This window comes from Amycolatopsis sp. NPDC043885 (assembly GCF_056435685.1).
This window is the reverse complement of the sequence record NZ_JBWKEA010000003.1, coordinates 258,130-282,364: the sequence shown is the minus strand read 5'-3', so window position 1 is coordinate 282,364 and position 24,235 is coordinate 258,130. Positions and strand designations below refer to the sequence as shown.

26 protein-coding genes are annotated in these 24,235 nt (G+C 68.3%); 12 read left to right on the top strand and 14 right to left on the bottom strand.

From position 1 onward, the window contains the following. The first annotated feature begins 46 nt into the window (after window positions 1-46). The 3 genes from AC069I_RS14270 (at window position 47) to AC069I_RS14260 (ending at window position 3,420) form a co-directional block, all read left to right on the top strand. Window positions 47-1,330: an MFS transporter gene (locus AC069I_RS14270; RefSeq protein WP_478265589.1), complete on the top strand. Its 1,284-nt coding sequence runs from the start codon at window positions 47-49 to the stop codon at window positions 1,328-1,330. A gap of 24 nt (window positions 1,331-1,354) precedes the next feature. Beyond that, complete coding sequence (locus AC069I_RS14265; RefSeq protein ID WP_478235465.1) at window positions 1,355-1,939, top strand: DUF3558 domain-containing protein; 585 nt, start codon at window positions 1,355-1,357, stop codon at window positions 1,937-1,939. A 95-nt stretch (window positions 1,940-2,034) separates the two neighbouring features. Continuing rightward, complete coding sequence (locus AC069I_RS14260) at window positions 2,035-3,420, top strand: APC family permease (RefSeq protein WP_340686630.1); 1,386 nt, start codon at window positions 2,035-2,037, stop codon at window positions 3,418-3,420. On the opposite strand, the gene AC069I_RS14255 is transcribed toward AC069I_RS14260, so the two are convergent. The 3 genes from AC069I_RS14255 to AC069I_RS14245 are packed head-to-tail and all read right to left on the bottom strand — an operon-like array spanning window position 3,417 to window position 5,634. Beyond that, window positions 3,417-4,244: an MBL fold metallo-hydrolase gene (locus AC069I_RS14255; RefSeq protein WP_478225320.1), complete on the bottom strand. Its 828-nt coding sequence runs from the start codon at window positions 4,242-4,244 to the stop codon at window positions 3,417-3,419. The genes AC069I_RS14260 and AC069I_RS14255 overlap by 4 nt on opposite strands. Continuing rightward, the gene (locus AC069I_RS14250; RefSeq protein WP_478265588.1) at window positions 4,241-5,071 is read right to left on the bottom strand and encodes an MBL fold metallo-hydrolase; all 831 of its coding nucleotides are present in this window, start codon (window positions 5,069-5,071) and stop codon (window positions 4,241-4,243) included. Before AC069I_RS14250 ends, AC069I_RS14255 begins: the two co-directional genes overlap by 4 nt. Continuing rightward, window positions 5,071-5,634, bottom strand: a complete 564-nt coding sequence (locus AC069I_RS14245; protein ID WP_478225322.1) for a TetR/AcrR family transcriptional regulator — start codon at window positions 5,632-5,634, stop codon at window positions 5,071-5,073. Before AC069I_RS14245 ends, AC069I_RS14250 begins: the two co-directional genes overlap by 1 nt. A 123-nt stretch (window positions 5,635-5,757) precedes the next feature. Between AC069I_RS14245 and AC069I_RS14240 the strand changes: the two genes are divergently transcribed. After that, the gene (locus AC069I_RS14240) at window positions 5,758-6,477 is read left to right on the top strand and encodes a helix-turn-helix domain-containing protein (RefSeq protein WP_478265587.1); all 720 of its coding nucleotides are present in this window, start codon (window positions 5,758-5,760) and stop codon (window positions 6,475-6,477) included. Window positions 6,478-6,877: 400 nt separating this feature from the next. Here the strand turns inward: AC069I_RS14240 and AC069I_RS14235 are convergent, their stop codons facing one another. Next, window positions 6,878-8,386: a fatty acyl-CoA synthetase gene (locus AC069I_RS14235; RefSeq protein WP_478265667.1), complete on the bottom strand. Its 1,509-nt coding sequence runs from the start codon at window positions 8,384-8,386 to the stop codon at window positions 6,878-6,880. Between the two features lie 73 nt (window positions 8,387-8,459). Here AC069I_RS14235 and AC069I_RS14230 point away from each other — a divergent pair, with 73 nt between their 5' ends. The 4 genes from AC069I_RS14230 to AC069I_RS14215 all read left to right on the top strand — a co-directional run bounded on the left by AC069I_RS14230 (window position 8,460) and on the right by AC069I_RS14215 (window position 11,712). Then, window positions 8,460-9,365: an aldose 1-epimerase family protein gene (locus tag AC069I_RS14230; protein ID WP_478225324.1), complete on the top strand. Its 906-nt coding sequence runs from the start codon at window positions 8,460-8,462 to the stop codon at window positions 9,363-9,365. Next, complete coding sequence (locus AC069I_RS14225; RefSeq protein WP_478225325.1) at window positions 9,365-9,850, top strand: GNAT family N-acetyltransferase; 486 nt, start codon at window positions 9,365-9,367, stop codon at window positions 9,848-9,850. The genes AC069I_RS14230 and AC069I_RS14225 overlap by 1 nt, the downstream gene beginning before the upstream one ends. Window positions 9,851-9,861: 11 nt before the next feature. Then, on the top strand, window positions 9,862-11,091 hold the full coding sequence (locus tag AC069I_RS14220; RefSeq protein ID WP_478265586.1) for an amidohydrolase: 1,230 nt from the start codon (window positions 9,862-9,864) through the stop codon (window positions 11,089-11,091). Between the two features lie 66 nt (window positions 11,092-11,157). Beyond that, window positions 11,158-11,712 carry a hypothetical protein gene (locus AC069I_RS14215; RefSeq protein ID WP_478265585.1) on the top strand — a complete coding sequence of 185 codons (555 nt, stop codon included), beginning with the start codon at window positions 11,158-11,160 and terminating at the stop codon, window positions 11,710-11,712. A gap of 175 nt (window positions 11,713-11,887) precedes the next feature. Here AC069I_RS14215 and AC069I_RS14210 read toward each other — a convergent pair whose 3' ends face one another. Both AC069I_RS14210 and AC069I_RS14205 read right to left on the bottom strand, forming a co-directional pair. Then, window positions 11,888-12,505: a Uma2 family endonuclease gene (locus AC069I_RS14210; RefSeq protein WP_478265584.1), complete on the bottom strand. Its 618-nt coding sequence runs from the start codon at window positions 12,503-12,505 to the stop codon at window positions 11,888-11,890. Between the two features lie 73 nt (window positions 12,506-12,578). Further along, window positions 12,579-13,724: an acyl-CoA dehydrogenase family protein gene (locus AC069I_RS14205; protein WP_478225329.1), complete on the bottom strand. Its 1,146-nt coding sequence runs from the start codon at window positions 13,722-13,724 to the stop codon at window positions 12,579-12,581. Between the two features lie 103 nt (window positions 13,725-13,827). Here AC069I_RS14205 and AC069I_RS14200 point away from each other — a divergent pair, with 103 nt between their 5' ends. The 4 genes from AC069I_RS14200 (at window position 13,828) to AC069I_RS14185 (ending at window position 18,373) form a co-directional block, all read left to right on the top strand. After that, window positions 13,828-14,418 carry a TetR/AcrR family transcriptional regulator gene (locus AC069I_RS14200; RefSeq protein WP_478225330.1) on the top strand — a complete coding sequence of 197 codons (591 nt, stop codon included), beginning with the start codon at window positions 13,828-13,830 and terminating at the stop codon, window positions 14,416-14,418. Window positions 14,419-14,461: 43 nt separating this feature from the next. Further along, window positions 14,462-15,403, top strand: a complete 942-nt coding sequence (locus AC069I_RS14195; RefSeq protein WP_478235459.1) for a carbohydrate kinase family protein — start codon at window positions 14,462-14,464, stop codon at window positions 15,401-15,403. Between the two features lie 191 nt (window positions 15,404-15,594). Next, window positions 15,595-16,911, top strand: coding sequence for a citrate synthase (locus AC069I_RS14190; protein WP_091598543.1), 1,317 nt, complete (start codon window positions 15,595-15,597; stop codon window positions 16,909-16,911). A 112-nt stretch (window positions 16,912-17,023) separates the two neighbouring features. Beyond that, entirely contained in the window at window positions 17,024-18,373 is a 1,350-nt protein-coding gene (locus AC069I_RS14185; RefSeq protein WP_478235458.1) for a cryptochrome/photolyase family protein, read from the top strand. A gap of 54 nt (window positions 18,374-18,427) precedes the next feature. Here AC069I_RS14185 and AC069I_RS14180 read toward each other — a convergent pair whose 3' ends face one another. The 8 genes from AC069I_RS14180 to AC069I_RS14145 all read right to left on the bottom strand — a co-directional run bounded on the left by AC069I_RS14180 (window position 18,428) and on the right by AC069I_RS14145 (window position 24,203). After that, window positions 18,428-19,618 carry an ABC transporter permease gene (locus AC069I_RS14180; RefSeq protein WP_478225333.1) on the bottom strand — a complete coding sequence of 397 codons (1,191 nt, stop codon included), beginning with the start codon at window positions 19,616-19,618 and terminating at the stop codon, window positions 18,428-18,430. Beyond that, complete coding sequence (locus tag AC069I_RS14175) at window positions 19,615-20,541, bottom strand: ABC transporter ATP-binding protein (RefSeq protein WP_478225334.1); 927 nt, start codon at window positions 20,539-20,541, stop codon at window positions 19,615-19,617. The genes AC069I_RS14180 and AC069I_RS14175 overlap by 4 nt, the downstream gene beginning before the upstream one ends. Further along, complete coding sequence (locus tag AC069I_RS14170) at window positions 20,538-20,768, bottom strand: hypothetical protein (RefSeq protein ID WP_478225335.1); 231 nt, start codon at window positions 20,766-20,768, stop codon at window positions 20,538-20,540. Before AC069I_RS14170 ends, AC069I_RS14175 begins: the two co-directional genes overlap by 4 nt. Beyond that, window positions 20,765-21,220, bottom strand: a complete 456-nt coding sequence (locus AC069I_RS14165) for a hypothetical protein (protein ID WP_340686646.1) — start codon at window positions 21,218-21,220, stop codon at window positions 20,765-20,767. Before AC069I_RS14165 ends, AC069I_RS14170 begins: the two co-directional genes overlap by 4 nt. After that, entirely contained in the window at window positions 21,217-21,753 is a 537-nt protein-coding gene (locus AC069I_RS14160; protein WP_478225337.1) for a hypothetical protein, read from the bottom strand. The genes AC069I_RS14165 and AC069I_RS14160 overlap by 4 nt, the downstream gene beginning before the upstream one ends. Further along, a complete protein-coding gene (locus AC069I_RS14155; protein ID WP_034308595.1) occupies window positions 21,750-22,019 on the bottom strand; it encodes a helix-turn-helix transcriptional regulator in 270 nt (89 codons plus the stop codon). The genes AC069I_RS14160 and AC069I_RS14155 overlap by 4 nt, the downstream gene beginning before the upstream one ends. A gap of 82 nt (window positions 22,020-22,101) precedes the next feature. Beyond that, on the bottom strand, window positions 22,102-23,643 hold the full coding sequence (locus AC069I_RS14150) for a glycerol-3-phosphate dehydrogenase/oxidase (protein WP_478225338.1): 1,542 nt from the start codon (window positions 23,641-23,643) through the stop codon (window positions 22,102-22,104). Further along, window positions 23,640-24,203: a TetR/AcrR family transcriptional regulator gene (locus tag AC069I_RS14145; RefSeq protein WP_478225544.1), complete on the bottom strand. Its 564-nt coding sequence runs from the start codon at window positions 24,201-24,203 to the stop codon at window positions 23,640-23,642. Before AC069I_RS14145 ends, AC069I_RS14150 begins: the two co-directional genes overlap by 4 nt. Window positions 24,204-24,235: the final 32 nt, after the last annotated feature.

Genomic DNA, 24,235 nt, shown 5'->3' with positions numbered 1-24,235 from the left:
TAAATCGCGCGCGGATGGTTAGTTAGCGCGGCTAAGCTGTCTGGTTGTGGATGACGACGTGGGGGTTGACCAGCGCAAAGGTGTCCGCAAGCTGTTCGGCTCGATCGTGGTCGACACCCGGCCGCTCAAGATCCCCGCGTTCCGCCGCCTCTGGCTGTCCACCGCGGTCACCGCCGTCGGCAGCCAGCTCACCGCCGTGGCGGTCCCCAAACAGGTCTTCGACCTCACCGGCTCGTCGGCGTATGTCGGCCTGACCGGCCTGGTCGCGCTGATCCCGCTGCTCGTCTTCGGGCTCTGGGGCGGCGCCATCGCGGACGCCGTCGACCGCCGCAAACTCCTGCTCGTCACCAACGTCGGGGTCACGCTCACCTCGGCCGTCCTGTGGCTCCAGGCGTTCCTGAACATCGGCTCCGTCTGGCTGGTCCTGGGCCTGCTCGCGGTCAACCAGGCGTTCTTCGCGATCAACATGCCGACCCGCGGCGCCGTCGTCGCCCGGCTGGTCCCGGACAACCTGATCGCTCCCGCGACCGCGCTCAGCAGCACGATGTCCACCTTCGGCGCGGTCTTCGGCCCGCTGCTCGCCGGTTCGCTGATCCCGATCCTCGGCCTCTCGACGCTCTACCTGATCGACGTCATCGCCCTGACCTTGACCCTCATCGCGGTCTACAAGCTGCCCCCGATCCCGCCGCTCGGCGAGATCGCGCGCCGCGCCGGGATCCGCGACATCGTCGACGGCTTCAAGTACCTGGCGACCCAGAAGATCCTGCTGGCCTCGTTCCTCGTCGACATCATCGCGATGGTCGCGGGTATGCCGCGCGCGCTGATCCCGGAGATGGCCGAGCGCACCTTCGGCGATCCGCCCGGCGGCGGCCCGGCGCTGGGCTGGCTGTACGCGGCGCTCCCCGCGGGCGCGATGCTGATCGGCCTCTTCTCCGGCTGGCTGACCAGGATCCGCAAACAGGGTGTCGGCGTGATCGTCTCGATCTGTGTGTGGGGCGCGGCCGTCGCCGGTTTCGGGCTCGCGAACTCGCTGTGGCTCGCGGTGTTCTTCATGGCGCTCGCCGGGGCCGCCGACATGGTCAGCGCGATCTACCGCATGTCGATCCTGCAGCTCGCCACCACCGACGAGATGCGCGGACGGCTGCAGGGCGTGTTCACCGTCGTCGTCGCGGGCGGCCCGCGGATCGCCGACCTCACTCACGGCTGGGCCGCCGCCGGCGTCGGCACGGCCGCCGCGGCCTCCGGCGGTGGACTGCTGGTCATCGTGCTGGTCATCGGCGCGGCGCTGCTCATCCCGTCGTTCTGGCGGTACCGGGCCCCGGTGGACTGAGCCGTTCGGTCTATCGTCGGGCCCATGCGTATTTCACGGGCGATCGTCCTGTTCGCCGCTGTCATCGCGACCCTTTCCGCCTGTTCGTCCGGGGACGAGAAGACGGACAACGCGGCCAAGCCGTCGAGCCAGGCTCCGGCTCCTTCCGCCGCGCCGAGTTCCTCCGCCGTTCCCACCGGTGGCACCGGGTCGAAGGAGCCGTGCGCGCTGCTGCCCGCCGAGGCCGTGGGCAAGGCGGTCTCGATCCAGGGCGTGACGTCGGCGCCGGGTCCGGTGCAGGACAACGCCGCCAACGGTGGCAAGGCCAAGAGTTGCGTCTACTCGGCCGCCGGCAAGCAGATCGGCGCGCTCGCGGTGACCCGCTTCGAGGGCAACAAGATCAAGCCCGCCGAGATGGTCACCGCGCTGAAGAAGGCCAAGCCGAACGCGAAGGACGTCGCCGGTGTCGGCGAAGGCGCCATCTACTACACCGACGAGAACAAGACCGCGACGCTGGCGGCCGCCGAACTCGTGGACAACGTGCCGGTACTGGTCAACTACACCGGGCCGACCAAGATGACGCAGGAAATGATGCTCCCGCTGGTGAAGACCGCGGTCGACGCCAACTGAGCGAATTACCCAAAGGCGTGCTTCGTCAACCCGTGACGAAGAACTGACCAAACCGGACTGTCGGCACCAGACGTGATGCGGCACACTCTTGCCGCATGGCGGACACGACGACAACAGAACAGACCGGTCCGGCCGGTCAACCGAGCCTCAAGCGGGTGATGGGTTCCAAACTCCTGCTGTTCTTCGTGGTGGGGGACATCATCGGGACGGGCGTCTACGCGCTCACCGGGCAGGTGGCCGGCCGGGTGGGCGGCGCGCTTTGGCTGCCGTTCCTGATCGCGTTCGTGGTCGCGATCATGACCGCGTTCAGCTACCTGGAACTGGTCGGCAAGTACCCGCAGGCGGCCGGGGCCGCGCTCTACACGCACAAGGCGTTCAAGCTCCGCTTCCTCACCTTCATGGTGGCGTTCGCGGTGATGTGCTCAGGGATCACGTCGGCCTCGTCGGCGGCGAAGGCCTTTGGTGACACCTATCTCAAGGAATTCATCACCGCGCCCATGCCGCTGGTGGCGATCCTGTTCGTGATCGGCCTCGCGCTGATCAACTTCCGCGGGGTCTCCGAATCGGTGAAGACCAACGTGGTGCTGACCTGCATCGAGATCGGCGGTCTGCTGATCATCATCGGGGTCGGCGTGTGGGCGGTGCTCAACGGCAACGGGGACGCGTCGCGGCTGGTCGAGTTCGACACCGAGAACCAGACGATGCTGGTGGCGATCACGTCGGCGACGTCGCTGGCGTTCTTCGCGATGGTCGGTTTCGAGGACTCGGTGAACATGGCCGAGGAGTGCAAAGACCCGATCCGGATCTTCCCGAAGGCGATGCTGTGGGGCATGGTCATCGCCGCGACCATCTACATCCTGGTCTCCGTGACCTCTTCGCTGCTGGTGCCCGCCGACGAACTGGAGGCCGCCAAGAGCAGCGCGCTGCTGAAGGTGCTCGACGTCGGGGCTCCCGGTTTCCCGCGCGAGATCTTCTCCGCGATCGGTCTCTTCGCGGTCATCAACTCGGCGCTGATCAACATGCTGATGGCCAGCCGTCTGCTCTACGGCATGGCGAACCAGCGGATCATCCCGAAGCAGCTGGGCACCGTGCACCCGTTCCGCCGCAGCCCGTGGGTGGCGATCGTGTTCACCAGCCTGATCGCGATCGGCCTCGTGTCCTTTGTGGACATCAGTGTGCTCGGTGGTACGACGGCGTTGCTCCTGCTGGCGGTGTTCGCCATCGTCAATGTCGCGGTCCTGGTACTGCGCAAGGAGAAGGCGGCGCACCAGCATTTCCGCGCGCCGACGATCATCCCGGTGCTGGCCGCGATCTTCTGTCTCTACCTGGTGACGCCGCTGTCCGGACGACCCGCGCGCGATTACAAAGTCGCCGCGATCCTGCTCGGCGTCGGCATCGTGCTCTGGGGGATCAACTGGCTCGTCATGCGGGCCACGCACAAGGAAGAGGACCGGCAGCCCGTCGAGCCGCCGGTCGGCTAGCCGCGGCTGAGCGACTGGTACTCCACCGGGCTGTGGGCCGAGAACACGGTGACCTCGTCGGCGTGTTCTCGGCTCAGCTCCCGCAGCCGCTCGACGTTCTCCAGCCGCGGCTTGCGCAGCGTCTGCACCATGTTCTGGAAGGCGGTCATCCCCGGCGGGCAGTGCGGCTTCACGGGATCCATCTGGCCATGGAAGAAATACGCGTCGCCCGCGTGCAGCAGCCAGCCGTCGCCGGTGTCGACGGCCACCCCGGTGTGGCCCTTGGTGTGGCCCGCGAGCGGTACCAGCAGGATCTCCGGCGGCAGGCCCTTCAGCTCGCGGACGGCCTGGAAACCGAACCAGTCGTCCCCGGCCTCGTCGTACATGCTCCACAGTGGACGGTGGGCGAACTGGTTGGCGCGGAACCGCAGCTTCTCGCTCTGGTTGGCCGGTGACGTCGCCGCGTCGTGCTCCGCGGTGCGGACGTGCACGACGGCGTTCGGGAAATCCGCGAGCCCGCCCGCGTGATCGACGTCGAGGTGGGTGCAGATGATGTGCCGGACGTCTTCGAGCTTGTGGCCGAGCGCTTCGACGTGGTGCGCCGCGGTCTCCGTCTCGACCGGTTTCGCGCCGACCATGAGCGTGAACGGCGTGCCGAGCCACGCCCCGGGATTCTCGACGCCCTTGCGGCCGAAACCGGTGTCCACGAGTACGAGTCCGTCGCCGGTCTCGATGAGCAGGCAGTGCGCCACCAGCTCCGAGCGGCGCAGCAGGCCGGGCTGGCCGTCGAGCAGCCTGCCTCCCGGTGCCCGCATCGTGCCGCAGTTCAGGTGGTGCACCTTCATAGCCTGCTCCTCTGGCTGAGCCGTTCGAATGCGGTGGCGTCGTGCGCGGCGAACACCGTCACCTCGTCACCGTTGTTACTGACAAGTTCGCGCAGCCGGCGCTGGTTGTCCAGTCGTGCGGTCTTCTCCGTCTGCATGTACGACTCGAAGAAGCCCAAGGCCGGAGGGATGTGCGGATTTCGCTCCAGCTCGCCGCCGTGGAAGACGGCGTCACCGGCGTTGAGGAGCCAGCCGTCGCCGGTGTCGACCGCGACGCCGGCGTGCCCGCGGGTGTGCCCGGCGAGGGGGATGATCAGGACGTCCGGGACCCCTTCGAGTTCGCGGACGGCGTCGAAACCGAACCACGGCTCGCCGTCGGCGCGGTACGACCTCCACAGTGGACCGTGGCTGAACTGGACCTTCCGGTAGCGGCTCGCCTCCTTGCGGTCGATCGGCTTCTCCAGCGCCTGAAGCTCGCGATCGTGGACGTGGACCCGCGCCTGAGGGAAGTCGACGAGCCCGCCCGCGTGGTCGAGGTCGAGGTGGGTGAGCACGATGTCGCGCACGTCGGCCGGGTCGAAGCCGAGCTTGCGGATCTGGGTCGTGGCGCTGAGGTCGTCGTCGCTGTCGGGGTGGACCAGCCGGACGAAACCGGCGCCGAGCCATTCGACCGGGCGGGTGACGGTCGGCGTTCCGACACCGGTCTCGACGAGCACGAGCCCGGTGTCGGTCTCCAGCAGAAGACAGTGACAGATCAGTTCGGCGCGGCGGAACAGACCGGGCCTGCCGTCGATGAGCTTGCCGCCGAGCGGCCGCATGGTTCCGCAGTTCAGGTGATGGACGCGCATCAGGACAGCTCCCGTTCGAGGGTGGCACGGAGGTGAGGGGCGATCGCGCGCAGCGGCGCGGTGTCGTGCAACGTCTTGGCCAGCAGCAGACCGCCCTCGATGGCGGCGAGGACGACGGTGGCCAGGTGATCCGCCTTGTCGGTGTCGAGCGCGCCGGCGATGACGGTGTGCCAGGACGTGTAGCCATCGGCACAGGCCTGACGGATCGCCTCGCTGTCACCCGACGCGTCCAGCGCGACCGTCGCGAGCGGACAGCCGCGCTGGAAATCCGACTCCTCCAGCGAGGTCGCCAGCGCTTCGACCACGTTCTCGATCCCGGTGACGACGTCGGGCGCGTTCGTGGCGATCATGCGCAACTGGTCGCACAGCCGGTCGGCGGACTGGCGGATGGCCTCGGCGGCCAGCTGCTCCTTGCCGCCGGGGAAGTGGAAGTAGAGCGATCCCTTGGGCGCGCCGACGGCGGCGACGAGCTGGTTGAGACCGGTGGCGTGGTAACCCTGCTGGTGGAAGAGCTCGGCGGCGGAATCGAGCATGCGCTGCCGGGTGTCGGTGCGGCGGACCATGCGACCGACTGTAGCTCAAACTATGACGACCGGTCTAGTAAGATTGGTTTACACAAACCCTCTTCATTCAGAATATTTGTGTAAACTGGTCGGTGAACCGATCGGTGCTCGAAGGGAGCGGACATGGTCGACTCGGCCCAGTTGCTCCCGGTCGCGCGGGCGGCGCATGTTCTGGACATTTCACGAGAGCGTGTCCGCGAACTCGTGCACGACGGCAGGCTGGACGCGATCCGGATCGGCCGTGAGCTGCTGGTCGACGCGCGGTCGGTCGAGCACCGGAAGAGTGTGGTGAAGCCCGCTGCCGGACGGCCGCTCTCCGCTCGGATGACGTGGGGTTTCCTGTGGTCGTTGAGCGGCTATCGGCCGTCGTGGATCTCGCCGTCGGAACGCGTCCGGCTCAAGCGCTACGCGCGGGAACGCGAGCCTGTCCAATGGCCGCGCCTGCTTTCCGGCCGCGCGCGCGTCCATCGTGTGCGGATGCTGGCCGGGCCGCTCGCGCGACTCCGGGACGACCCGCACGCCGTCGTCAGCGGGCCTGTCGCCGCGGGGCGCCACGGCGCCGACCTGATGGCGGGCAGCGGCGATGAAGAGTTCTATGTGGACGCCGCCCGGTTCGACGAACTCGCGCGGTCACGCCGGCTCCGGCTGGACAGTGCGGAACCCAACGTCGTGATTCGTGTTCCTGCCCTGTCCGGTGTGCTGCGCCCGCCGGGGGCCGGAGACCTCGCGATCCCGGCGGCCGTCGCGGCGGATCTGCTCGACGCCGGGGATGAGCGTTCTGTCCTTGCGGCACAACAACTTCTCACTCGTTTGGGCGGGGTCGTGAGTGGCGATTCAGGTTAGAACCCGAATCGCCATTCACGATCACCGCGACCAGCTAGGCGGCGTCCTGTAAATCTACGCCTCCTCAAGTGTCCACAAAGGACGCTTTTGCTGGCCGAAATGTTCGCTTGATGCTCGTATGTACGGTTTTCAGGTGGAGTCGTGAGTGGCAAGGAGGGTTCTAACCCTCTTTATCACTCACGACCCCTTTGTGAAACCACTCAAATCGGCCTAATCGGGCATCTTCGCCTCGAAGAAAGGCCTTTGTGGACATCTGTGCCGCCGACGGCGTCCCGCAAGTGATCGTGCAGCCGGAGCACGTCGCGAAAGCCACGTTCGCGACGCCTGATGTCCCGAAAATGGCTTTCGCGACACCTGGGCGTGAAGACCGCGAACCAACCTGCAGGACAGCCCCTGGTCGCTAGACGCCGATCGCGGACGCTGATCCGCCGAACTGTTGCCGCAGCTCGCGTTTGAGCAGCTTCCCGGACGCGTTCTTCGGCAGTTCGCCGACGAAATGCACCGACTTCGGCACCTTGTGCGCCGCCAGCGAGTTCTTGGCGAACTCGATCAGTTCAGCTTCCTCGACGGGTTCCTTCGCCACGACGACCGCCGCGATCGCCTCGATCCAGCGTTCGTGCGGCAGACCGACGACGGCGACCTCGGCGACGGCGGGATGCGCGTACAGGGCGTCTTCCACCTCGCGCGACGCGACCAGGACGCCACCGGTGTTGACGACGTCCTTGATCCGGTCGACGACGAACAGGTAGCCCTCTTCGTCTTGCCGTACCAGGTCGCCAGAGTGGAACCAGCCGCCCGCGAACGCCTCCACCGACTCCTCGGGCTTGCCCCAGTAACCGGTGCACAGCTGGGGAGAGCGGTACACGACCTCGCCGAGTTCACCCGGCGGAAGGTCGTTCATCTCGGCGTCCACCACCCGCGTCTCGACGAAGAGGACCGGGCGGCCGACCGAATCCGGCCGGGCGTCGTGCTCTTCCGGCCGCAGGACCGTCGCGAGTGGACCGATCTCCGACTGCCCGAAGCAGTTGTAGAACCCGACTTCCGGCAGCCGTGCGCGGAGCGCGTTCAGCACCGGCACCGGCATGATCGACGCGCCGTAGTAGGCCTTGGTGAGGCAGCTCAGGTCCGCGTCCGCGAGACCGGGATGGTTCGCGAGTCCCACCCAGACGGTCGGCGGGAAGAACAGGGAAGTGATGCCCTGGCGGGGAATCCGCGCGAGGATGTCGCCGAGGTCGGGCGCCTCGACGAGGTGGTTCGTCGCGCCGACGGCCAGACCGGGCATGAGGAAGACGTGCATCTGAGCCGAGTGATACAGCGGCAGCGCGTGCAGCGGCACGTCACGGTCGCTCAAGTCGAGCGCCGCGATGCAGGACGAATACTCGTGCACCAGCGCGCGGTGGGTGAGCATCGCGCCCTTCGGCCGCGAGGTCGTCCCGGACGTGTAGAGCAACTGGACGAGGTCTTCGTCCGCGACCCCGGACTCCTCGTGCGGCTCGACGGTTCCGTCCAGTGCCCACTCCAGAACGTCCAGTGTGGACACATGTTCGACGTTGACGTGCTCGGCCAGCGCGGGGTCGACGAAGGCGACGGCGGGTTCGGACTGCGTGAGCAGATACTCGAGCTCTTCACCGCGCGCGTTGAAGTTCACCGGCACGTGCACCAGCCCGGCCCGCGCGCAACCGAGGTACAGCAACAGGTACGCGTCGGAGTTCTTGCCGAAGGCCGCGACGCGGTCACCGTGGACGAGCCCGCGGTCGAGCAGTTTCGCCGCGACCCGGCCCGCCGCGCGGTCGAGCTCCGCGTACGTCCACACGCGATCGGCGAACGTGAGCGCGACCCGGCCCGGGACGCGTCGCGCGCTCCGTTCCAGGACGCGGCCGACGGTGCTGGGGTAGCCGGGAACGGTCATCGCGGCGGTCTCCTTCGTCCGGGCGTGGCATTCCCAGACTACGTTCCCGGCGCCCGCCGGTAACCTCGTCCGCATGGCCAATCCCACCGGAGAGCAGTTCGAGATCACCCGCGGCAACGCGCGCGCCGTCGTCACCGAGATCGGTGCCGGGTTGCGCGCGTTCGAGGTCGGCGGAGTGCCCTACGTCGAGGCGTTCGCCGAGGACGAGAAGCCGCCGAAGGGCGCAGGGCAGGTGCTGCTGCCCTGGCCGAACCGCACCAAGGGCGGCCAGTGGGTGTACCAGGGTGAGAAGCAGCAACTCCCGATCACCGAGGAGGCGCGCGGCAACGCGATCCACGGCCTGACCCGGCACGAGGAGTGGGAGCTTCTCGAGCACGCGGAGTCGTCGATCACGATGGCCATCGACGTCCCGGCGCAGGAGGGCTGGCCGGTGCCGCTGCGTGCGACGATCACGTACGAGATCTCGCCGCGCGAACTGGTCGTGACGCACGAGATCCGCAACGAGGGCGAGAGCCCGATCGGCGTCGGGCTCGGCACGCACCCCTACTTCCGCATCGGCGACGTGCCCACCGACGAGCTGACCCTGACACTGCCCGCGAGCCGGGTCCGCCCGTATCTCGGCGACGAGCAGATGCCGTACGCCGACGAGCAGGACGTCGAGGGGACCGAGTACGACTTCCGGTCCGGCAAGGTGCTCGAAGGCGTCGACCTCGACACGGCGTTCGGCGGGCTGAGCGTCGCCGAGGACGGGAACCACCACCACGTCCTCTCGCACGGGGAGCAGGAGCTGCTGGTCTGGGCCGGGCCCGACTTCCGCTGGGCGCAGGTGTTCACGCCGGACGACCTGGTCGGCCGCGGCCGGGCGGTGGCGATCGAGCCGATGACCTGCCCCGCGGACGCGCTCAACACCGGCACCGACCTGATCGACCTGGAGCCCGCCACTTCGTGGACCGGGAGCTGGGGAATCCGGGTGCGCTGATGACGGCTCTGCTCCGGCTGGGCCCCGTGGACGCGGGCGAAGTGCTCACGCTGCAGCGCGCGGCGTACGTCCCGGAGGCCAGGGAGCACGAGAACCTCGACCTCCCGCCGCTGCTGGAGACCTTCGAGCAGGCCAAGGATGCCCTGGGCGACCCCGCGTGTTTCGCCTGGGGCATCAGGGAATCCGGGCGGCTGGTGGCGAGTGTCCGGATCGTCGTGGACGGCGAGGCCGGTCTCGTCGGCAGGCTCATCGTGGCCCCGGACAGGCAGGGGCACGGCCTCGGCGGCTCGTTGCTGCTCGCCGCCGAGGCCGCCGCCCCGCCTTCGGTGACCGTGTTCCGCCTGTTCACCGGGGAGCGGAGCGCGGGCCCGCTGCGGATGTACCGGAAACTCGGCTACGTCGAGACGCACCGAACGCCCGAGAAGCACTACGAACTGGTCCACTTCGAAAAGCCCCGCGTGCGGACCGGTGGCCCAGTTCGTTAGCGTGTCAAAGTATGTCTGACAAAGTACTGGTCAAGGCCATCGTCGGTGGTTACGTCGTCCCGGTCGACGGTGATCCCATCGACGGCGGCACGGTCCTCATCGAGAACGGGAAGATCGCCGCGGTCGGCACGGACGCCGACGTCGACGTCCCCGACGACGCCGAACTGATCGACGCCGCGGGCAGCTGGGTGCTGCCCGGGTTCATCGACGCGCACGCCCACCTCGGCGTCCACGAAGACGGCGAAGGCTGGTCGGGGAACGACACGAACGAGATGACCGACCCCAACGGCGCGCGGTTCCGGGCGATCGACGGGATCGACCCGTACGAGCCCGGCTTCGACGACGCGCTCGCGGGCGGCGTCACCAGCGTCGTCATCAAGCCCGGCTCCGGGAACCCCATCGGCGGGCAGACGATCGGCGTCAAGACCTGGGGCCGGACCGTGCTCGACATGATCTTCGCCGAGGGCGTCAGCGTGAAGAGCGCGCTCGGCGAGAACCCGAAACGGGTCTACGGCGAGAAGAAGCAGACGCCGTCGACCAGGCTGGGTGTCGCGTCGACCATCCGCGACGCGTTCACCTCCGCGCGCAACTACGCCGCCCAGCGCGACCACGCGGCCGGCGAGGGCAAGCCATTCGACGTCGACCTGACCAAGGAGACGCTGGCCAAGGTCCTCGACGGCGAGCTGTACTGGGACCAGCACGTCCACCGCGCCGACGACATGGTGACCGCGATCCGGCTGGCCGACGAGTTCGGCTACAAACTGGTGATCAACCACGGCACCGAAGGGCACCTGATCGCGGACCTGCTGGCCGAGCGGGACGTGCCGGTGATCCTCGGCCCGCTGTTCACCACCAAGTCCAAAGTGGAGCTGCGCAACCGCACCCTGCGTGCGCCCGGCATCCTCGCCAGGGCGGGTGTGCGGATCGCGATCACCACGGACCACCCGGTCGTGCCGATCAACTTCCTGGTCTACCAGGCCGCGCTGTCGGTGAAGGACGGCCTCGACCCGGAGACCGCGCTGAAGGCGCTGACCGTCAACCCGGCCGCGATGCTGGACCTCGACGACCAGGTCGGCTCGCTGAAGCCGGGCCTCGACGCCGACGTGGTCATCTGGTCGGGTGACCCGCTGGACGTGATGAACCGGGCCATGCGCGTGTTCGTGCGGGGGCGCGAGGTCTACCACTTCGACGAGGAGACCGGCGTCGGCGTCACCGAGGAACGCCGGTACCGCGAGGGCTGAACCGGTCTTGTCAGAACGACCGGCCCGTGCTCTCATGTGTTACACACTGGGGAGGATGTGTAACACATGAAGCGCTGGGTCTTCGTTCTGGTCGTCGGTATCGGTTTCCTGGTCGTCACCTTGTTGTTCGCCCGTGAGGATCCGAATATCGTCAAATGCGGTGGCCGGATCATGGGCCCCGGCGACGTCTGCGAAAGCACCAAGGGTGGCCGCACCGTCGACGAGGACACCTACGACGAGATGAAGGCCGCCGCCGAATCCAGGGCCGAGACGTTCCGCGACCACGGGCTCTGGATGGCCGGGGTCGGGGTGGCGCTGACCGGCTTGGGGGCGACGATGCTGATCCGCGGGAAACGGCGCAAGGATCGCGCCGTCGCCGCGGCTCGGCAGGATGCGCGGTGGCAGGCACCGCCGGGTTTCCCGCAGCAGCAGGGTTTTCAGCAACCGCCGGGGTTTCCGCAGCAGGGTTTTCAGCAGGCGCATGGCGCCCGATTCCAGTCCCCGCCTCAGCCCGTGCCGGGGCAGCAGCCTTATCCGCCGCGGACCGGATGGCCGCAGCAGCCGCCGCAGGCCGGTCCGCCGCCACAGCGGTTCGGCCCGCCGGGGCACGGAGGGTCGTGAGTGGCGTTTCGGGTTAGAACCCGAAACGCCACTCACGACCAACCCGACCCGCGACCAGAGCCGAAGGCGCCCTTCGTCGCATCAGACGCAGCGAAGGGAGCCTTCACCCCACCTGCCAACCTCACCCAAGATCAACTTAAGCTGCGTGGCATTGGGTTCCAACCGTCCTCACCACTCACGAGAGCAGTCGGTCGAGATCCAGCTTCACCGGAAACGGCTCGGCGGCGGCGAATTCGCCGGTCATGGCCGGAGCGTCCTGGTAGCCGAGTTCGCCCGCTTGGTGGCAGGCGACAAGCGAGACGGGCTCGCTGAGATCGACGATCCAGTAGTGCGGGATCCCCGCGTCGGCGTACTCGCCGTGTTTGGTCACGTAGTCGGTGCGCTTCGAGCCCGGTGACACGATCTCGACCACGACGACGACGTCGTCCGCGTGGTACATCGTGTCTTCTTCGTCGATTCGCTCGCCTGCTTCACGGAGGGCGATGATCAGATCCGGTCGCCTGGCGAAACCCGGCTCGCCAGGCGGCACCAGTCCCAGATCGACGTCGATGTCCTGGATGAACTCGAGGTGTTCGGGCAGCTGGGATTCCAGTTGCCTCGCCAAGGCGTAGAGCGCCTTGTTGTGTCTCCTCTTGAGGCTTGGCGACATGACGAGGCGGCCTTCCACGAGCTCGGTGAATCCGGAATCGGGCTCACCGAGCGCCGCGTACTCCGCGACCGACAGCAGGTGATCCGGGATGGCCCACCCCGGTCCACCGTGTGACCCGGCCGTGGAGTCGGGAAGGGCTGGCACAGCATCTCCTCACGTCTTCCACGGTGTCTCACGATCACCACGTGACCACTGGTGAGCATATCGGCGCGGAGAGTCAGCCTTTTCGGAGTTCCCGCGCGATCACCATGCGCTGGATCTGGTTCGTGCCCTCGAAGATCTGCGGCACCTTCGCCTCCCGCATGTACCGCTCCGCCGGGAAGTCCTTCGTGTACCCGGCGCCGCCGAGGACCTGCACGGCGTCGGTGGTCACCTTCATCGCGCCGTCGGTCGCGACGAGCTTCGCGATCGACGCCTGCCGCTGGAACGGCAGCCCGCGGTCGCGGCGGCGGGCGGCGTCGAGGTACATCGCGCGCGACGTCTCGACGGTCGCGGCCATGTCGGCCAGCAGGAATTCCAGTCCCTGGAACTCGATGATCGGCCGCCCGAACTGCGTGCGGCCCTTCGCGTACTCGAGCGCCTCGTCCAGCGCGGCCTGCGCGAGCCCGACGGCGCAAGCGGCGATGCCCAGCCGTCCGGAGCTGAGCGACGAAAGCGCGATCTTCAGTCCCTGGCCCTCCTCGCCGATCCGCCGGTCGGCGTCGACGGCGGCGCCCTCGAACATCAGCTGCGCCGTGGTCGACCCGGTGAGGCCCATCTTCCGCTCGGGCGGCGCGGCCGACAGGCCCGGCGTCGCCGCGTCGACGAGCAGGCAGGAGATGCCCTGGCCGCCGTCGTCGCTGGTGCGCACCATGGTCGTGTAGAAGTCGGCCTCACCCGCGTGGGTGATCCACGCCTTCGTGCCGTTCACGACGTACTGGTCGCCGTCGAGCCGCGCGCGGGTCGAGAGGGCGGCCGCGTCGGAGCCGGCGTGGGTCTCCGAGAGCGCGTACGCGCCCAGCAGGCCGCCTTCCAGCATCGAGGGCAGCCAGCGGTCTCGCTGCTCGTCGGTGCCGTGGTGCGCCAGCGCGAAGCAGGACATCGTGTGCACGGAGAGCCCGACGCCGACCGACATCCACGCGGCCGCGATTTCCTCCAGAACCTGCAGGTACACCTCGTACGGCAGCTCGCCGCCGCCCCAGCGTTCCGAGTACGGCAGGCCGAGCAGCCCGGCCTGCCCGAGCAGCCGGAACTGCTCGCGCGGGAAGTGCGCGGTCTCCTCGTACTTGCTCGCGATCGGGGCGAGTTCCTCGCGCGCGATCTCCTTGGCCAGGTCGACCAGATCCTGGGCCTCGGTGCTGGGCAGCAGACGGTCCGCCGGCATGGCTCCTCCGAGCTGAGCTGTACTAAAAACAGTACTGTGGGCTGATTCAGCGTACAGTAGACGGCGCTGGGGGTACACCGTTCGCGTAGGGGATAGTGATCCGATGACCTCGCGCCGCCAGCCCACCGCGCGTCAGAGAGCGCTGCTCTCGGAACTTGAAGCGGTCTTCCTCGCCGAAGGGTTCTCCCAGTTCACGCTGGACGACCTGGCCGCCAGGCTCCGCTGCTCGAAGTCGACCCTCTACGCGCTCGCGCCCAGCAAGGAGCAGCTCGCGGTCAAGGTCGTCACCCACTTTTTCAAGGGCGCCGCCGAACTGCTGGAAGAGCGGATCGCCGGGATCGACGACGCTCGCAAGATCCTCGGGGAGTACCTCGCCGGGATCTCCGAGTACCTGAATCGCGCTTCGGCCGCTTTCATGACCGACATCGCCGAATTCGCGCCGGCGCGGGACGCGTATCAGCTCAACAGTCGCGCCGCGGCCCGCCGGATCCGGTCGTTCATCGATCGCGGCGTCACCGACGGTGTTTTCCGCGAGGTGCACGCGCGGCTGATCGCGGAAATGGCGGGACTGATCATCGAGGGAATCCAGACCGGTGTCGTCGGTCAGCGCACCGGGGTGACCGACGCCGAAGCGTTCACCGCGTTGTCGGAGCTTTTGCTTGGCGGGATCGCGACAAAAAATGTCCTGAACTGACAATTCTGGTGGTCTCACCGCCGCCTCGGCTAGCATCGCGCCCGTGATCGTCGTAGGTGGAGAGGCGCTGGTCGACCTCGTTCCCGGTGAACCGTTGGATTCCACTGTGGACGGTGGGTTGCGCGCGCTGCTGCCCCGGATGGGTGGTGGTCCCTACAACGTCGCGCTCGCCGCCGGGCGGCTCGGCGTCCCGACAGGCTTCCTGTCGCGCGTCTCTAACGACCGCTTCGGCGTCGCGCTGGTGGACCGGCTGCACGCCTCCGGCGTCGACACCGCCTTGCTGCAGCGGGGAAACGAGCCGACGACCCTCGCCGTGGTCGCGCTCGACGAGAAGGGTTCCGCCCAGTACACCTTCTACACCGAGGGCACCGCGGACCGGCTGGTCGCCGACCCCGGCCCGCTGCCGGAGGATGTGACGGCGCTCTCGCTCGGCACCCTCGGCATGGTCCTGGAGCCGGGCGCGAGCACGTACGAAACCGTGTTGCGCCGCGAATCCGACCGCGGCGTCCTGACCGTGCTCGATCCGAACATCCGTGCGGCGCTGATCGCCGACCCGGCGGCGTACCGGGCGAGGTTCGATTCCTGGCTGCCGCATATCCGCCTGCTCAAGATCTCCGACGACGACACGGAATGGCTCGCCGAGGGCGCCGACCCGGTCGACGCGGCAAAGGTCTGGACCTCTTGTGGAGTCGATGCCGTCGTGCTCACCCGGGGCGCGCAAGGGCTGTCCGTCATCACACGAGCGGGCGAAATCGCCCAGGTCCCCTCACGCCGGGTCGACGTCGTCGACACGATCGGCGCCGGTGACACCGTGCAGGGCGCCCTGCTGGCGTGGCTGTACTCGAACGGCGTCCGTGACTTGTCCACTCTCGACGCCGACGGCTGGCGTACGGCGCTCGAATTCGCGGCGAAAGCGGCGTCGATCACCGTCTCGCGGAGCGGGGCCGAACCGCCGACGGCGGGCGATATGGCATCCGCCGTGTGAACCTGGTCCCAAAGGGGCTGTTGTGAGCAACTCACCCGCTGCGCGTTGACCCCATTCTCGACTAGCGTAGAGGGGAATTCATACCCAGCGGGGCGGTGTGCAGCGAGGCCGTGGGTCACGCGCGTGAAAGAGGGCGTACCTGTGGAACCTACAGGCGCCGCCGGCCCGTGCTGAACGTGAGAGGGACTTACATGTCCGACGCGACGACGGCTGCGGGGCAGTCCGGCGAGACCGCGACGCTGCGCCTGCCCAACGGCGAGCACGAGTTCAAGGTGATCCACCCGGTCGAGGGCGCGCCTGGGATCGAGCTGGGGAAGCTGCTGGCGACGACCGGGTACATCACCCACGACCCGGGTTTCGTGAACACCGGTGCCGCGTCGTCGGCCATCACCTACATCGACGGTGACGCCGGCATCCTGCGCTACCGCGGGTACCCGATCGAGCAGCTGGCCGAGAAGTCGACCTTCATCGAGGTCTCGTACCTGCTCATCTACGGCGAGCTGCCGACCCAGGCGCAGCTGGAGGAGTTCACCGGGAAGATCCAGCGGCACACCCTGCTGCACGAGGACCTGAAGGCCTTCTTCAGCGGCTTCCCGCGCGACGCGCACCCGATGCCGGTGCTCTCCAGCGCCGTATCCGCGCTGTCGACCTTCTACCAGGACTCGCTCAACCCGTTCGACGAAGCGAACGTGGAGCTGTCCACCATCCGCCTGCTGGCCAAGGTCCCGACCCTGGCCGCGTACGCGTACAAGAAGTCCGTCGGCCAGCCGCTGCTGTACCCGGACAACTCGCTCGGCCTGGTCGAGAACTTCCTCCGGATGACCTTCGGTTTCCCGGCCGAGCCCTACGAGGTCGACCCGGACGTCGCCAAGGCGCTCGACCTGCTGTTCATCCTGCACGCCGACCACGAGCAGAACTGCTCGACCTCGACCGTGCGTCTCGTCGGCTCCTCCGAGGCGAACCTGTTCGCCTCGATCTCGGCCGGTATCAACGCGCTCTTCGGCCCGCTGCACGGTGGCGCCAACAGCGCGGTCCTGGACATGCTCGAGGGCATCCAGGCCGAGGGCGGCGACGTCGCGAACTTCGTCACCCGCGTGAAGAACAAGGAAAAGGGTGTCCGCCTGATGGGCTTCGGGCACCGGGTCTACAAGAACTACGACCCGCGCGCGAAGATCATCAAGAACACCGCGGACGAGATCCTCTCCAAGCTCAAGGGCGGCGACCAGCTGCTCGACATCGCGAAGAAGCTGGAAGAGACCGCGCTCTCGGACGACTACTTCATCGAGCGGAAGCTGTACCCGAACGTCGACTTCTACACCGGTCTGATCTACCGGGCGCTCGGCTTCCCGACGAAGTACTTCACCGTGCTGTTCGCGCTCGGCCGCCTGCCGGGCTGGATCGCGCACTGGCGCGAGATGATCCAGGACCCGGCCACCAAGATCGGCCGCCCGCGGCAGATCTACACCGGCTACGCGTCGCGGGACTACGCGCCCATCTCGGAGCGCTGATCCCCCTCCCGCAAGCGCTATGAAAGGTCCTTTCCTTGCAAATTTCGCAAGGAAAGGACCTTTCATTGCATCCGGGCGTGCGGGGCCACGGGAGCGGCCTTAGGGTTCCAGGGTGACCAGAGAAGCCCCGGTAGTGCTGTGGTTCCGCCGCGACCTCCGCCTCGGAGACCACGCCGCCCTCCTGGAGGCCTCGAAACACAGCAAGCACGTCCTAGCCCTGTACGTCCTCGACGACGCGCTCCTCAAACCCTCCGGTGCCCCGCGCGTCGCGTTCCTGCACGGCTGCCTGAAGGCGCTGGACGATCAGCTCGGCGGACGGCTGATGCTCGTCAAGGGCGACCCGGCCGAGCAGGTCGTCAAGGCCGCGCGCGAGATCGGCGCGGCGGCGGTGCACGTCAGCGCGGACACCGGCCCGTACGGCCGCCGCCGCGACGACGAGGTCAAGAAGGCGTTGGCGGAGCACGACATCGACTGGGTCGAGACGGGTTCCTCGTACGCGATCACGCCAGGCCGCATCACCAAACCCGACGGCGATCCCTATCGCGTGTTCACCCCGTTCTACCGCGCGTGGGTGCGCCACGGCTGGCCGCGGCCCGCGGACACCGGTAAGTCCATAGTGGACTGGGTGGAACCGCCGCGCTCCGTCAAGCTCCCGAAGTCCCCGTCGCTCAAGGGGATGGAGCTGCCGGAGCCCGGTGAGCGGGCGGCGCTCGAACGCTGGCACGAGTTCCTGGACGACGGCCTCGAAACCTACGACGAAGATCGCGACCGGCCGGATCGGCCCGGCACGACAAGGCTTTCGCCGTATCTGCGCTGGGGGTGCGTCCACCCGCGCACCCTGCTGGCGGACCTCGCCGGGAACGAGGGATCCGGCGCCAAGGCGCTGCGCGGTGAGTTCGCCTGGCGTGAGTTCCACGCCGACGTCCTGTGGCACCGTCCCGAAACCGCGCGGAAGAACTACGATTCCCGGTTCGACGCCATGGAACACGAGAGCGACGACGAGGCTTTCCGGCGGTGGTGCGAGGGACGCACCGGGTTCCCCATCATCGACGCGGGGATGCGGCAGCTGCTCGCCGAGGGCTGGATGCACAACCGTGTCCGGATGATCGTGGCGAGTTTCCTGGTCAAGGACCTGCATCTGCCGTGGTGGCTCGGCGCGCGGCATTTCATGAAGCATCTGGTCGACGGCGATCTCGCGTCGAACCAGCTGAACTGGCAGTGGGTCGCGGGCAGCGGCACCGACGCGGCGCCGTACTTCCGGATCTTCAACCCGACCACGCAAGGGGAGAAGTTCGACCCCTCCGGCGACTACGTCCGCCGCTACGTCCCCGAACTCCGCTCCGTGCAGGGCAAAGCCGTGCACAAACCCGCCGGCGTGCCCGATTACCCCGCACCCATGGTCGACCACGCCCATGAACGTCAGGTCGCGCTGGAGCGCTACGGCGCCATCAAAGGTCCGTGAAGGCCTCCTTCCCTACTCTCAGGGTAGGGAAGGAGGCCTTCACGGACTCGCGGGTCAGCCCTTCAGCGCCTCGGTCAGCTTGATCCGGCTGCCGACCCGCAGGACGCTGTTCTGGTAGATCCGCGCGCCCAGCCAGGTGAACAGGGCGATGGCGCCCACGCTCAGGCCCAGCGACAGCGCGATCTCCCACGTCTCGACGGTCCCGGCGGCGATCCGGGCGGGCATCAGGACCGGGGAAAGCAGCGGCACCAGGGAGAGCACCTTCGTGCCCGTGCCCTCCGGCGCCTGCGCCAGCAGGTTGAATCCGACGACGAAGCCGAGGATCAGCACGATGTTGACCGGGCCGATCACGGACTGGGTGTCCTCCTGCCGGGAGACCAGCGAACCCATGGCGCCGTAGACGGTGGCGTACAGCAGGAACCCGAGCAGGTACCACAGCACACCCCACAGCAGCGCGCTCGTCGCGACCCCGGACAGCGTCAGCACGTTGGTCGCCGACGCGACGACGAACCCGGCGCCGCCGATGATCACCAGCTGCGTCAGCCCGACCAGCCCGAGCCCGATCACCTTGCCCAGCAACAGATGCCACGGCCGGACCGTGGACAGCAGGATCTCCACCACCCGGCTGGACTTCTCCTCGACCACGCCCTGCGCGACCAGCGTCCCGTAGGTCACGATGCTCATGTACAGCAGCACCGCCACGATCAGCCCGATCACCATCCGCTGTGACTTCTCCGGGTCCGGCGGTTTGATCGAGTCGACCTCGACCTGGGTCTGGTGGACCGTGCGCATCACCTCGTCCGGCGACTTTTGGGCCTCGGAAAGGATGCCGTTCAGCACTTCCTGCTGGGACACGCCGTTCAGCAGGGAACGCAGCTTCGTGTCCAAATCGGACTTGACGAGCACTTTCAGCTCGGTGGCGTTGCCGGACAGCAACGCGTCCAGGTCGCCGTTCTCGACCTGAGACCGGCCTTGCGCCGGATCGGCGACGGTGACGGTCTCGATCTTCTCGCCGATCGCCTCGCCCGCGGTCTTGAGCTGCTGCGCGATCCCGGCGGTCTGGCCGGTGAGCCCGACCTTGCTTTTGTCCTCGTTGCTGATCAGCGTGGACTGCAGCAGGACGTAGCCCATCAGCATGACCAGCAGCACGGCGGTGCCGACCACGAAGGACCTGGTGCGCAGCCGGGTGTTCAGCTCGCGTTTGGCGATGAGCCAGACCGCGCGCCACGAAGATACGGTGTTCATGCGGAAACTCCCTGTGCCGCCGGCTTCTCGGCGACCGCGTCGCGGAAAAGCTCGGTCAGCGAACGCCTGCGTTTGGTGAACTCGGTGACCGGGCCGGTGGCCAGCGCCGCGGCGAGCACGGCCTGATCGTCGGCGCCCGCCTCGAGTTCGAGGATCGTCGTCGAGCCGTTCTGCTCGACCGTCCGGACACCGGGAACGGACGCGGCCCAGCCGGGCGCGGCGGCGGGCGCGGTGACGACGAGACCGTTGCCCGCACCGGCGGTCAGCTCGCCGACGGTGCCGGAGGCGACCATCCGTCCACTTCGGATGATGCCGACCCGGTCGCACAGCCGCTCGACCAGATCGAGCTGGTGGCTGGAGAACACCACCGGCACGCCGGTCGCGGCCTTCTCGCGCAGCACGCCGCTCATCACGTCCACGGCCAGCGGGTCGAGGCCGGAGAACGGCTCGTCCAGCACCAGCACCTTCGGATCGTGCACCAGCGCCGCGGCGAGTTGCACGCGTTGCTGGTTGCCGAGGCTCAGCTTCTGGACCTCGTCCTTGCGCCGTTCGGTCAGCCCGAGCCGGGCGATCCAGTTCTCGGCACTGCGGTGGGCGTCGTTGGCCGACATCCCGTGCAGCTCGGCGAGATAGACCAGCTGCTCCAGCACCTTCATCTTCGGGTACAGGCCGCGTTCCTCCGGCATGTACCCGATGTGCGTGCGGGTCTCGTGGGTGATCGGGGCGCCGCCGAAGCGCACCTGGCCGGAGTCGGCCGCGAGCACCCCGAGCACGATCCGCATCGTGGTGGTCTTTCCCGCGCCGTTGCTGCCGACGAAGCCGAACAGCTCACCGGGCTGGACCTCGAAGCTCACCTCGTCCAGCGCCACCTTCGCGCCGTAGCGCTTGGAGACCTTGTCGATCTCCAGCTTCCCCTCGCTCATTTCCACTTCCCCTCTTCGAAATACCGCACCAGCGCCGCGAATCCCCGATGGACGCCGGAAACCGTGCGGTTCCGTTCGATCAGCCCGTCCAGCTTGACGTTGCTCACCACCGAGCTGGCCCGGTACACCAGGACCGCCCGGCCCGCGCCGGCGAGGACCCCACCCGCCACCAGCACGACGGCGACCACGCCGATGGACATCTTGTGCCGCTTCTTGTCCCCGGTCATGCCGGAGCCACCCCCTCGAAGTCTTCAGGGTCATCGTCCGGCAGCCGCCAGGCGAGCCACAGCGCCGGTAGCGACGTCCCGAAGACGAACAACGCCGCTGTCATCGCGGACAGCAGCGAACCGGAATCCGGTTGCCCCGCCGCGTAAAGCCCGTACCCGAGATCCACCAGCATCAACACGCAGATCCCCTGGAACGCAGCGTAGTGCGCGCGGTTTCGCAGCAGCAGCTCGCGTTCGTCGAGATCCTTCGCCGCGGAGCCGGGTCTGCCGACGGCCTTGCGCAGCACCGCCGCGGTGCCGACGCAGAGACACAGCCCGGGCCCCATCAGGCCAACGGCGAACCACAAGGTCGGCTCGCGCAGCAGGGCGGCACCGGCGATCACGACCAGATGGCCGATCACGGCCGCGACGGCGAGACGACGGCGATCCGATCGCGTGCGGGTGGTGGTCATGCGGGGAGCACCCCTTCGAAGTCTTCAGGGTCGTCGTCCGGCAGCGACCAGCCCAGGATGACGGCGGACACCGTGGTGCCGGTGATCAACAGCGCGCAGGCCATCATCGCGCCACCGGCCTTGGGGCCGGGGGCCAAGAGGCCGTAAAGCACCGCGAACAGCATCAGGGCCACCAGGATCTGGTAGCTGACGTAGGTGACGCGGTGGCGCATTTCCCGCTCGCGTTCGTCGAGCCGCATCGAGAACCCGCCGCTCATCTTGCCGGTGAGGATCCGCAGCAGGTACTGGGCGCCGCCCGCCACGACGCCCCCGCCGAGCCAGCACACAAGGAAGGTTCCTGTCTGCCCTGCCTGATAGAAGACCGCTCCGGCGATCAGGATCAGATCGCCGGCGACCACCAGCACACTCAACGCTCGCCGCCGTTTCCGCGTGCGCCAGGTCGGCAGCTTCAGCGCTCGCTTGCGTTCCACCTCGTCCAGCCGTTCCTGCTGGCGCTCCCAGTACGCCGCGAGGCGGCCTCGCTCCTCGCTCATGTTCCCCCCTCCCGGTAGACCTGAGTGGACAGCGGCGTGAACGGTTCGCGGCTGAACACGGCCTCGACCGGGAGGTCGAACACCGCGCAGATGCGGAACGCCAGGTCCAGGCTCGGGTAGTGGTCCCCTCGTTCGAGCGCGCCGATGGTCTGCGGGTTGACCTCGACGGCCGCCGCGAGGGCGGCCCTGCTCAGTCCGCGCTCCGCCCGGAGCACGGGAAGCCGGTTGTAGATCGGCAGCTCTTTGCCGCGTCTGACCGGGCTCATGGAACATACTGTTGCAAAAACCCAACGACCCGTCAAGTTTAGGGCGCGCTTCACCGCATTCAGAGGACTAAATGCGGGAGGGTCAGGAGAGGCCGGCGAGTGATTTGTCGACAAGGTCCTGGACGCGGCCGCGGGCCGCCTCGGCGTCCGGGGTGACCAGGCCGAGCCGGGTGCGGCGCTCCAAGACGTCCTCGACGTCGAGAGCGCCCTCGTGCCGCACGGCCCAGACGACTTCCGCCGCGCTGATCTCCGTCCCGTCGAACAGGGGCAGGCCCAGTTCCGGATCGACCTCGCCGAGTGCCGCGACCCGCGGTGCTTCGGTTCCGTACTTCGCGACCAGCCGCGCTGGCGCGTCCACAGTGGACAGGCGGCTTCGCGGTGTCGCGCCGAGCAGGGGAAGCCTGGACGTGGTCGACGGCCCGGCGAGGAGCCCGGACCGTTTCAGCGCCGCGTCGACGGCGTCCTCGGCCATCTTCCGGTACGTCGTCAGCTTGCCGCCCACGACGGTGAGCACGCCGTCGGCGCCGGTCACCACCGCGTGCTTGCGCGAGAGGTCCGCGCTGCGCCCGCCGCCGCCCTCGACCAAAGGCCGCAGCCCGGCGAACGAACCCGCGACGTCGGCGCGCGTCAGCGGGCGGGTGAGCGCCATCGACGCCACTTCGAGCAGGAAGTCCACATCGGACTCCGGCACGGACGGCACCCGGGGGACCGGCCCATCGGTCGGCTCGTCCGTGACCCCGACGAACACCCGGCCGTCCGGTTGCGGCAGCAGGAAGACGAAGCGGTTGTTCTCGCCGGGAACGGGCACGTTGACCGACGTCGCGCCGATCCGCGCCGCTCCTGAGGCCAGGATGAGGTGTGAGCCGCGAGAAGGTCGCAGCCGCACCGACTCCGCCAGTTCTCCCGCCCAGACGCCCGTCGCGTTGATCACCTGACGGGCGCGGATCTCGATCTCCTGCCCGGTGAGCCTGTCCCTGGCCAGCACCGATTCCGCGTCGAGCCGGAGTGCCTCGACCTTCGTCAGGATCCTCGCGCCGCGTGACGCCGCCGTGCGGGCCAGGTTCACGACCAGGCGCGCGTCGTCGGTCAGCGCGCCGTCGTAGGCCAGCAGCGCGCCGCGCAGGCCTTGAGGGGACAGGCCGGGTGCGAGCGCCAGCGCCTCCGCGGCCGGGACCGACCTCGGCCGCGGCAGCACCGACGCCGGGGTCCCGGCCGCGCGGCGGAGGCCGTCACCGGCGACGAGGCCGGTCATGATGAACGCCTGCTGGCCGCGGGAGGTCTTGCGGTACATCGGGAAGAGCTGCGGGATCGCCCTGGTGAGATGCGGGGCGGTGCGGGTCATCAGTATCCCGCGTTCGACAGCGCTTTCGTGCGCCAGCGCCAGATCGCCCTTGGCCAGATACCGGAGGCCGCCGTGGACGAGCTTGCTGGACCAGCGTGACGTCCCGTATGCCAGGTCGTACGCCTCGATCAGGGTCACCGAGAGGCCGCGCGCGGCCGCGTCCAGCGCGATCCCCGCGCCGGTGACACCGCCGCCGACCACCACCAGATCGACCCGCTCGCCGCCGGCCAGCGCCGTGAGTTCCCGGTCGCGCCGCAGGGCGTTGAGCGAGCCCGGCGTCACGGCCGCAACGCCGCGTCGAGTACGTGGGCGAATTCCGCCATCAGCTCCTTCTCGTTCACGTCCGCGGTGGCGGGGCGGTACGAGAACGCGAAGGACTGGATGAGCAGCAGCAGGGTGCGTGCCTGCGAAGGCAGGTCGCCCTTGCGGATCGAGCCGTCTTCGTGGCCCGACTTCAGCAGGTGCAGGATCACGCCTTCGGCGAAGCGCTGGGTCTTCCCCAGCCGCTCGACGATGTAGGGCAGGACCAGTTCGGAGTCGAGGTCCAGCAGGGTGCGGAACAGCGGGTCGCCCGACAGCGCGGCGACGGCGGCGGACGAACTCTGTACGAGCTTCTCGCGGAAGTTGGCGGGCTCGACCTCCGGCTCGGCGGCGCCCTGGAGCAGGCCGCCGAACTCGCGGGTCATGAGGGTCGCGAGCACGCTGCGCACGTCCGGGAACCGGCGGTAGACGGTCATCCGGCTGACCTTCGCGGTACGGGCGATCTCGGCGAGGGTGGTCCGCCTCACGCCGACGGCGAGCACGCACTTCTTCGCGGCGTCGAGCAGAACGTCGTCGGACACACGCGTGGAGGCCTGGCGGGATCGGGTGTCCG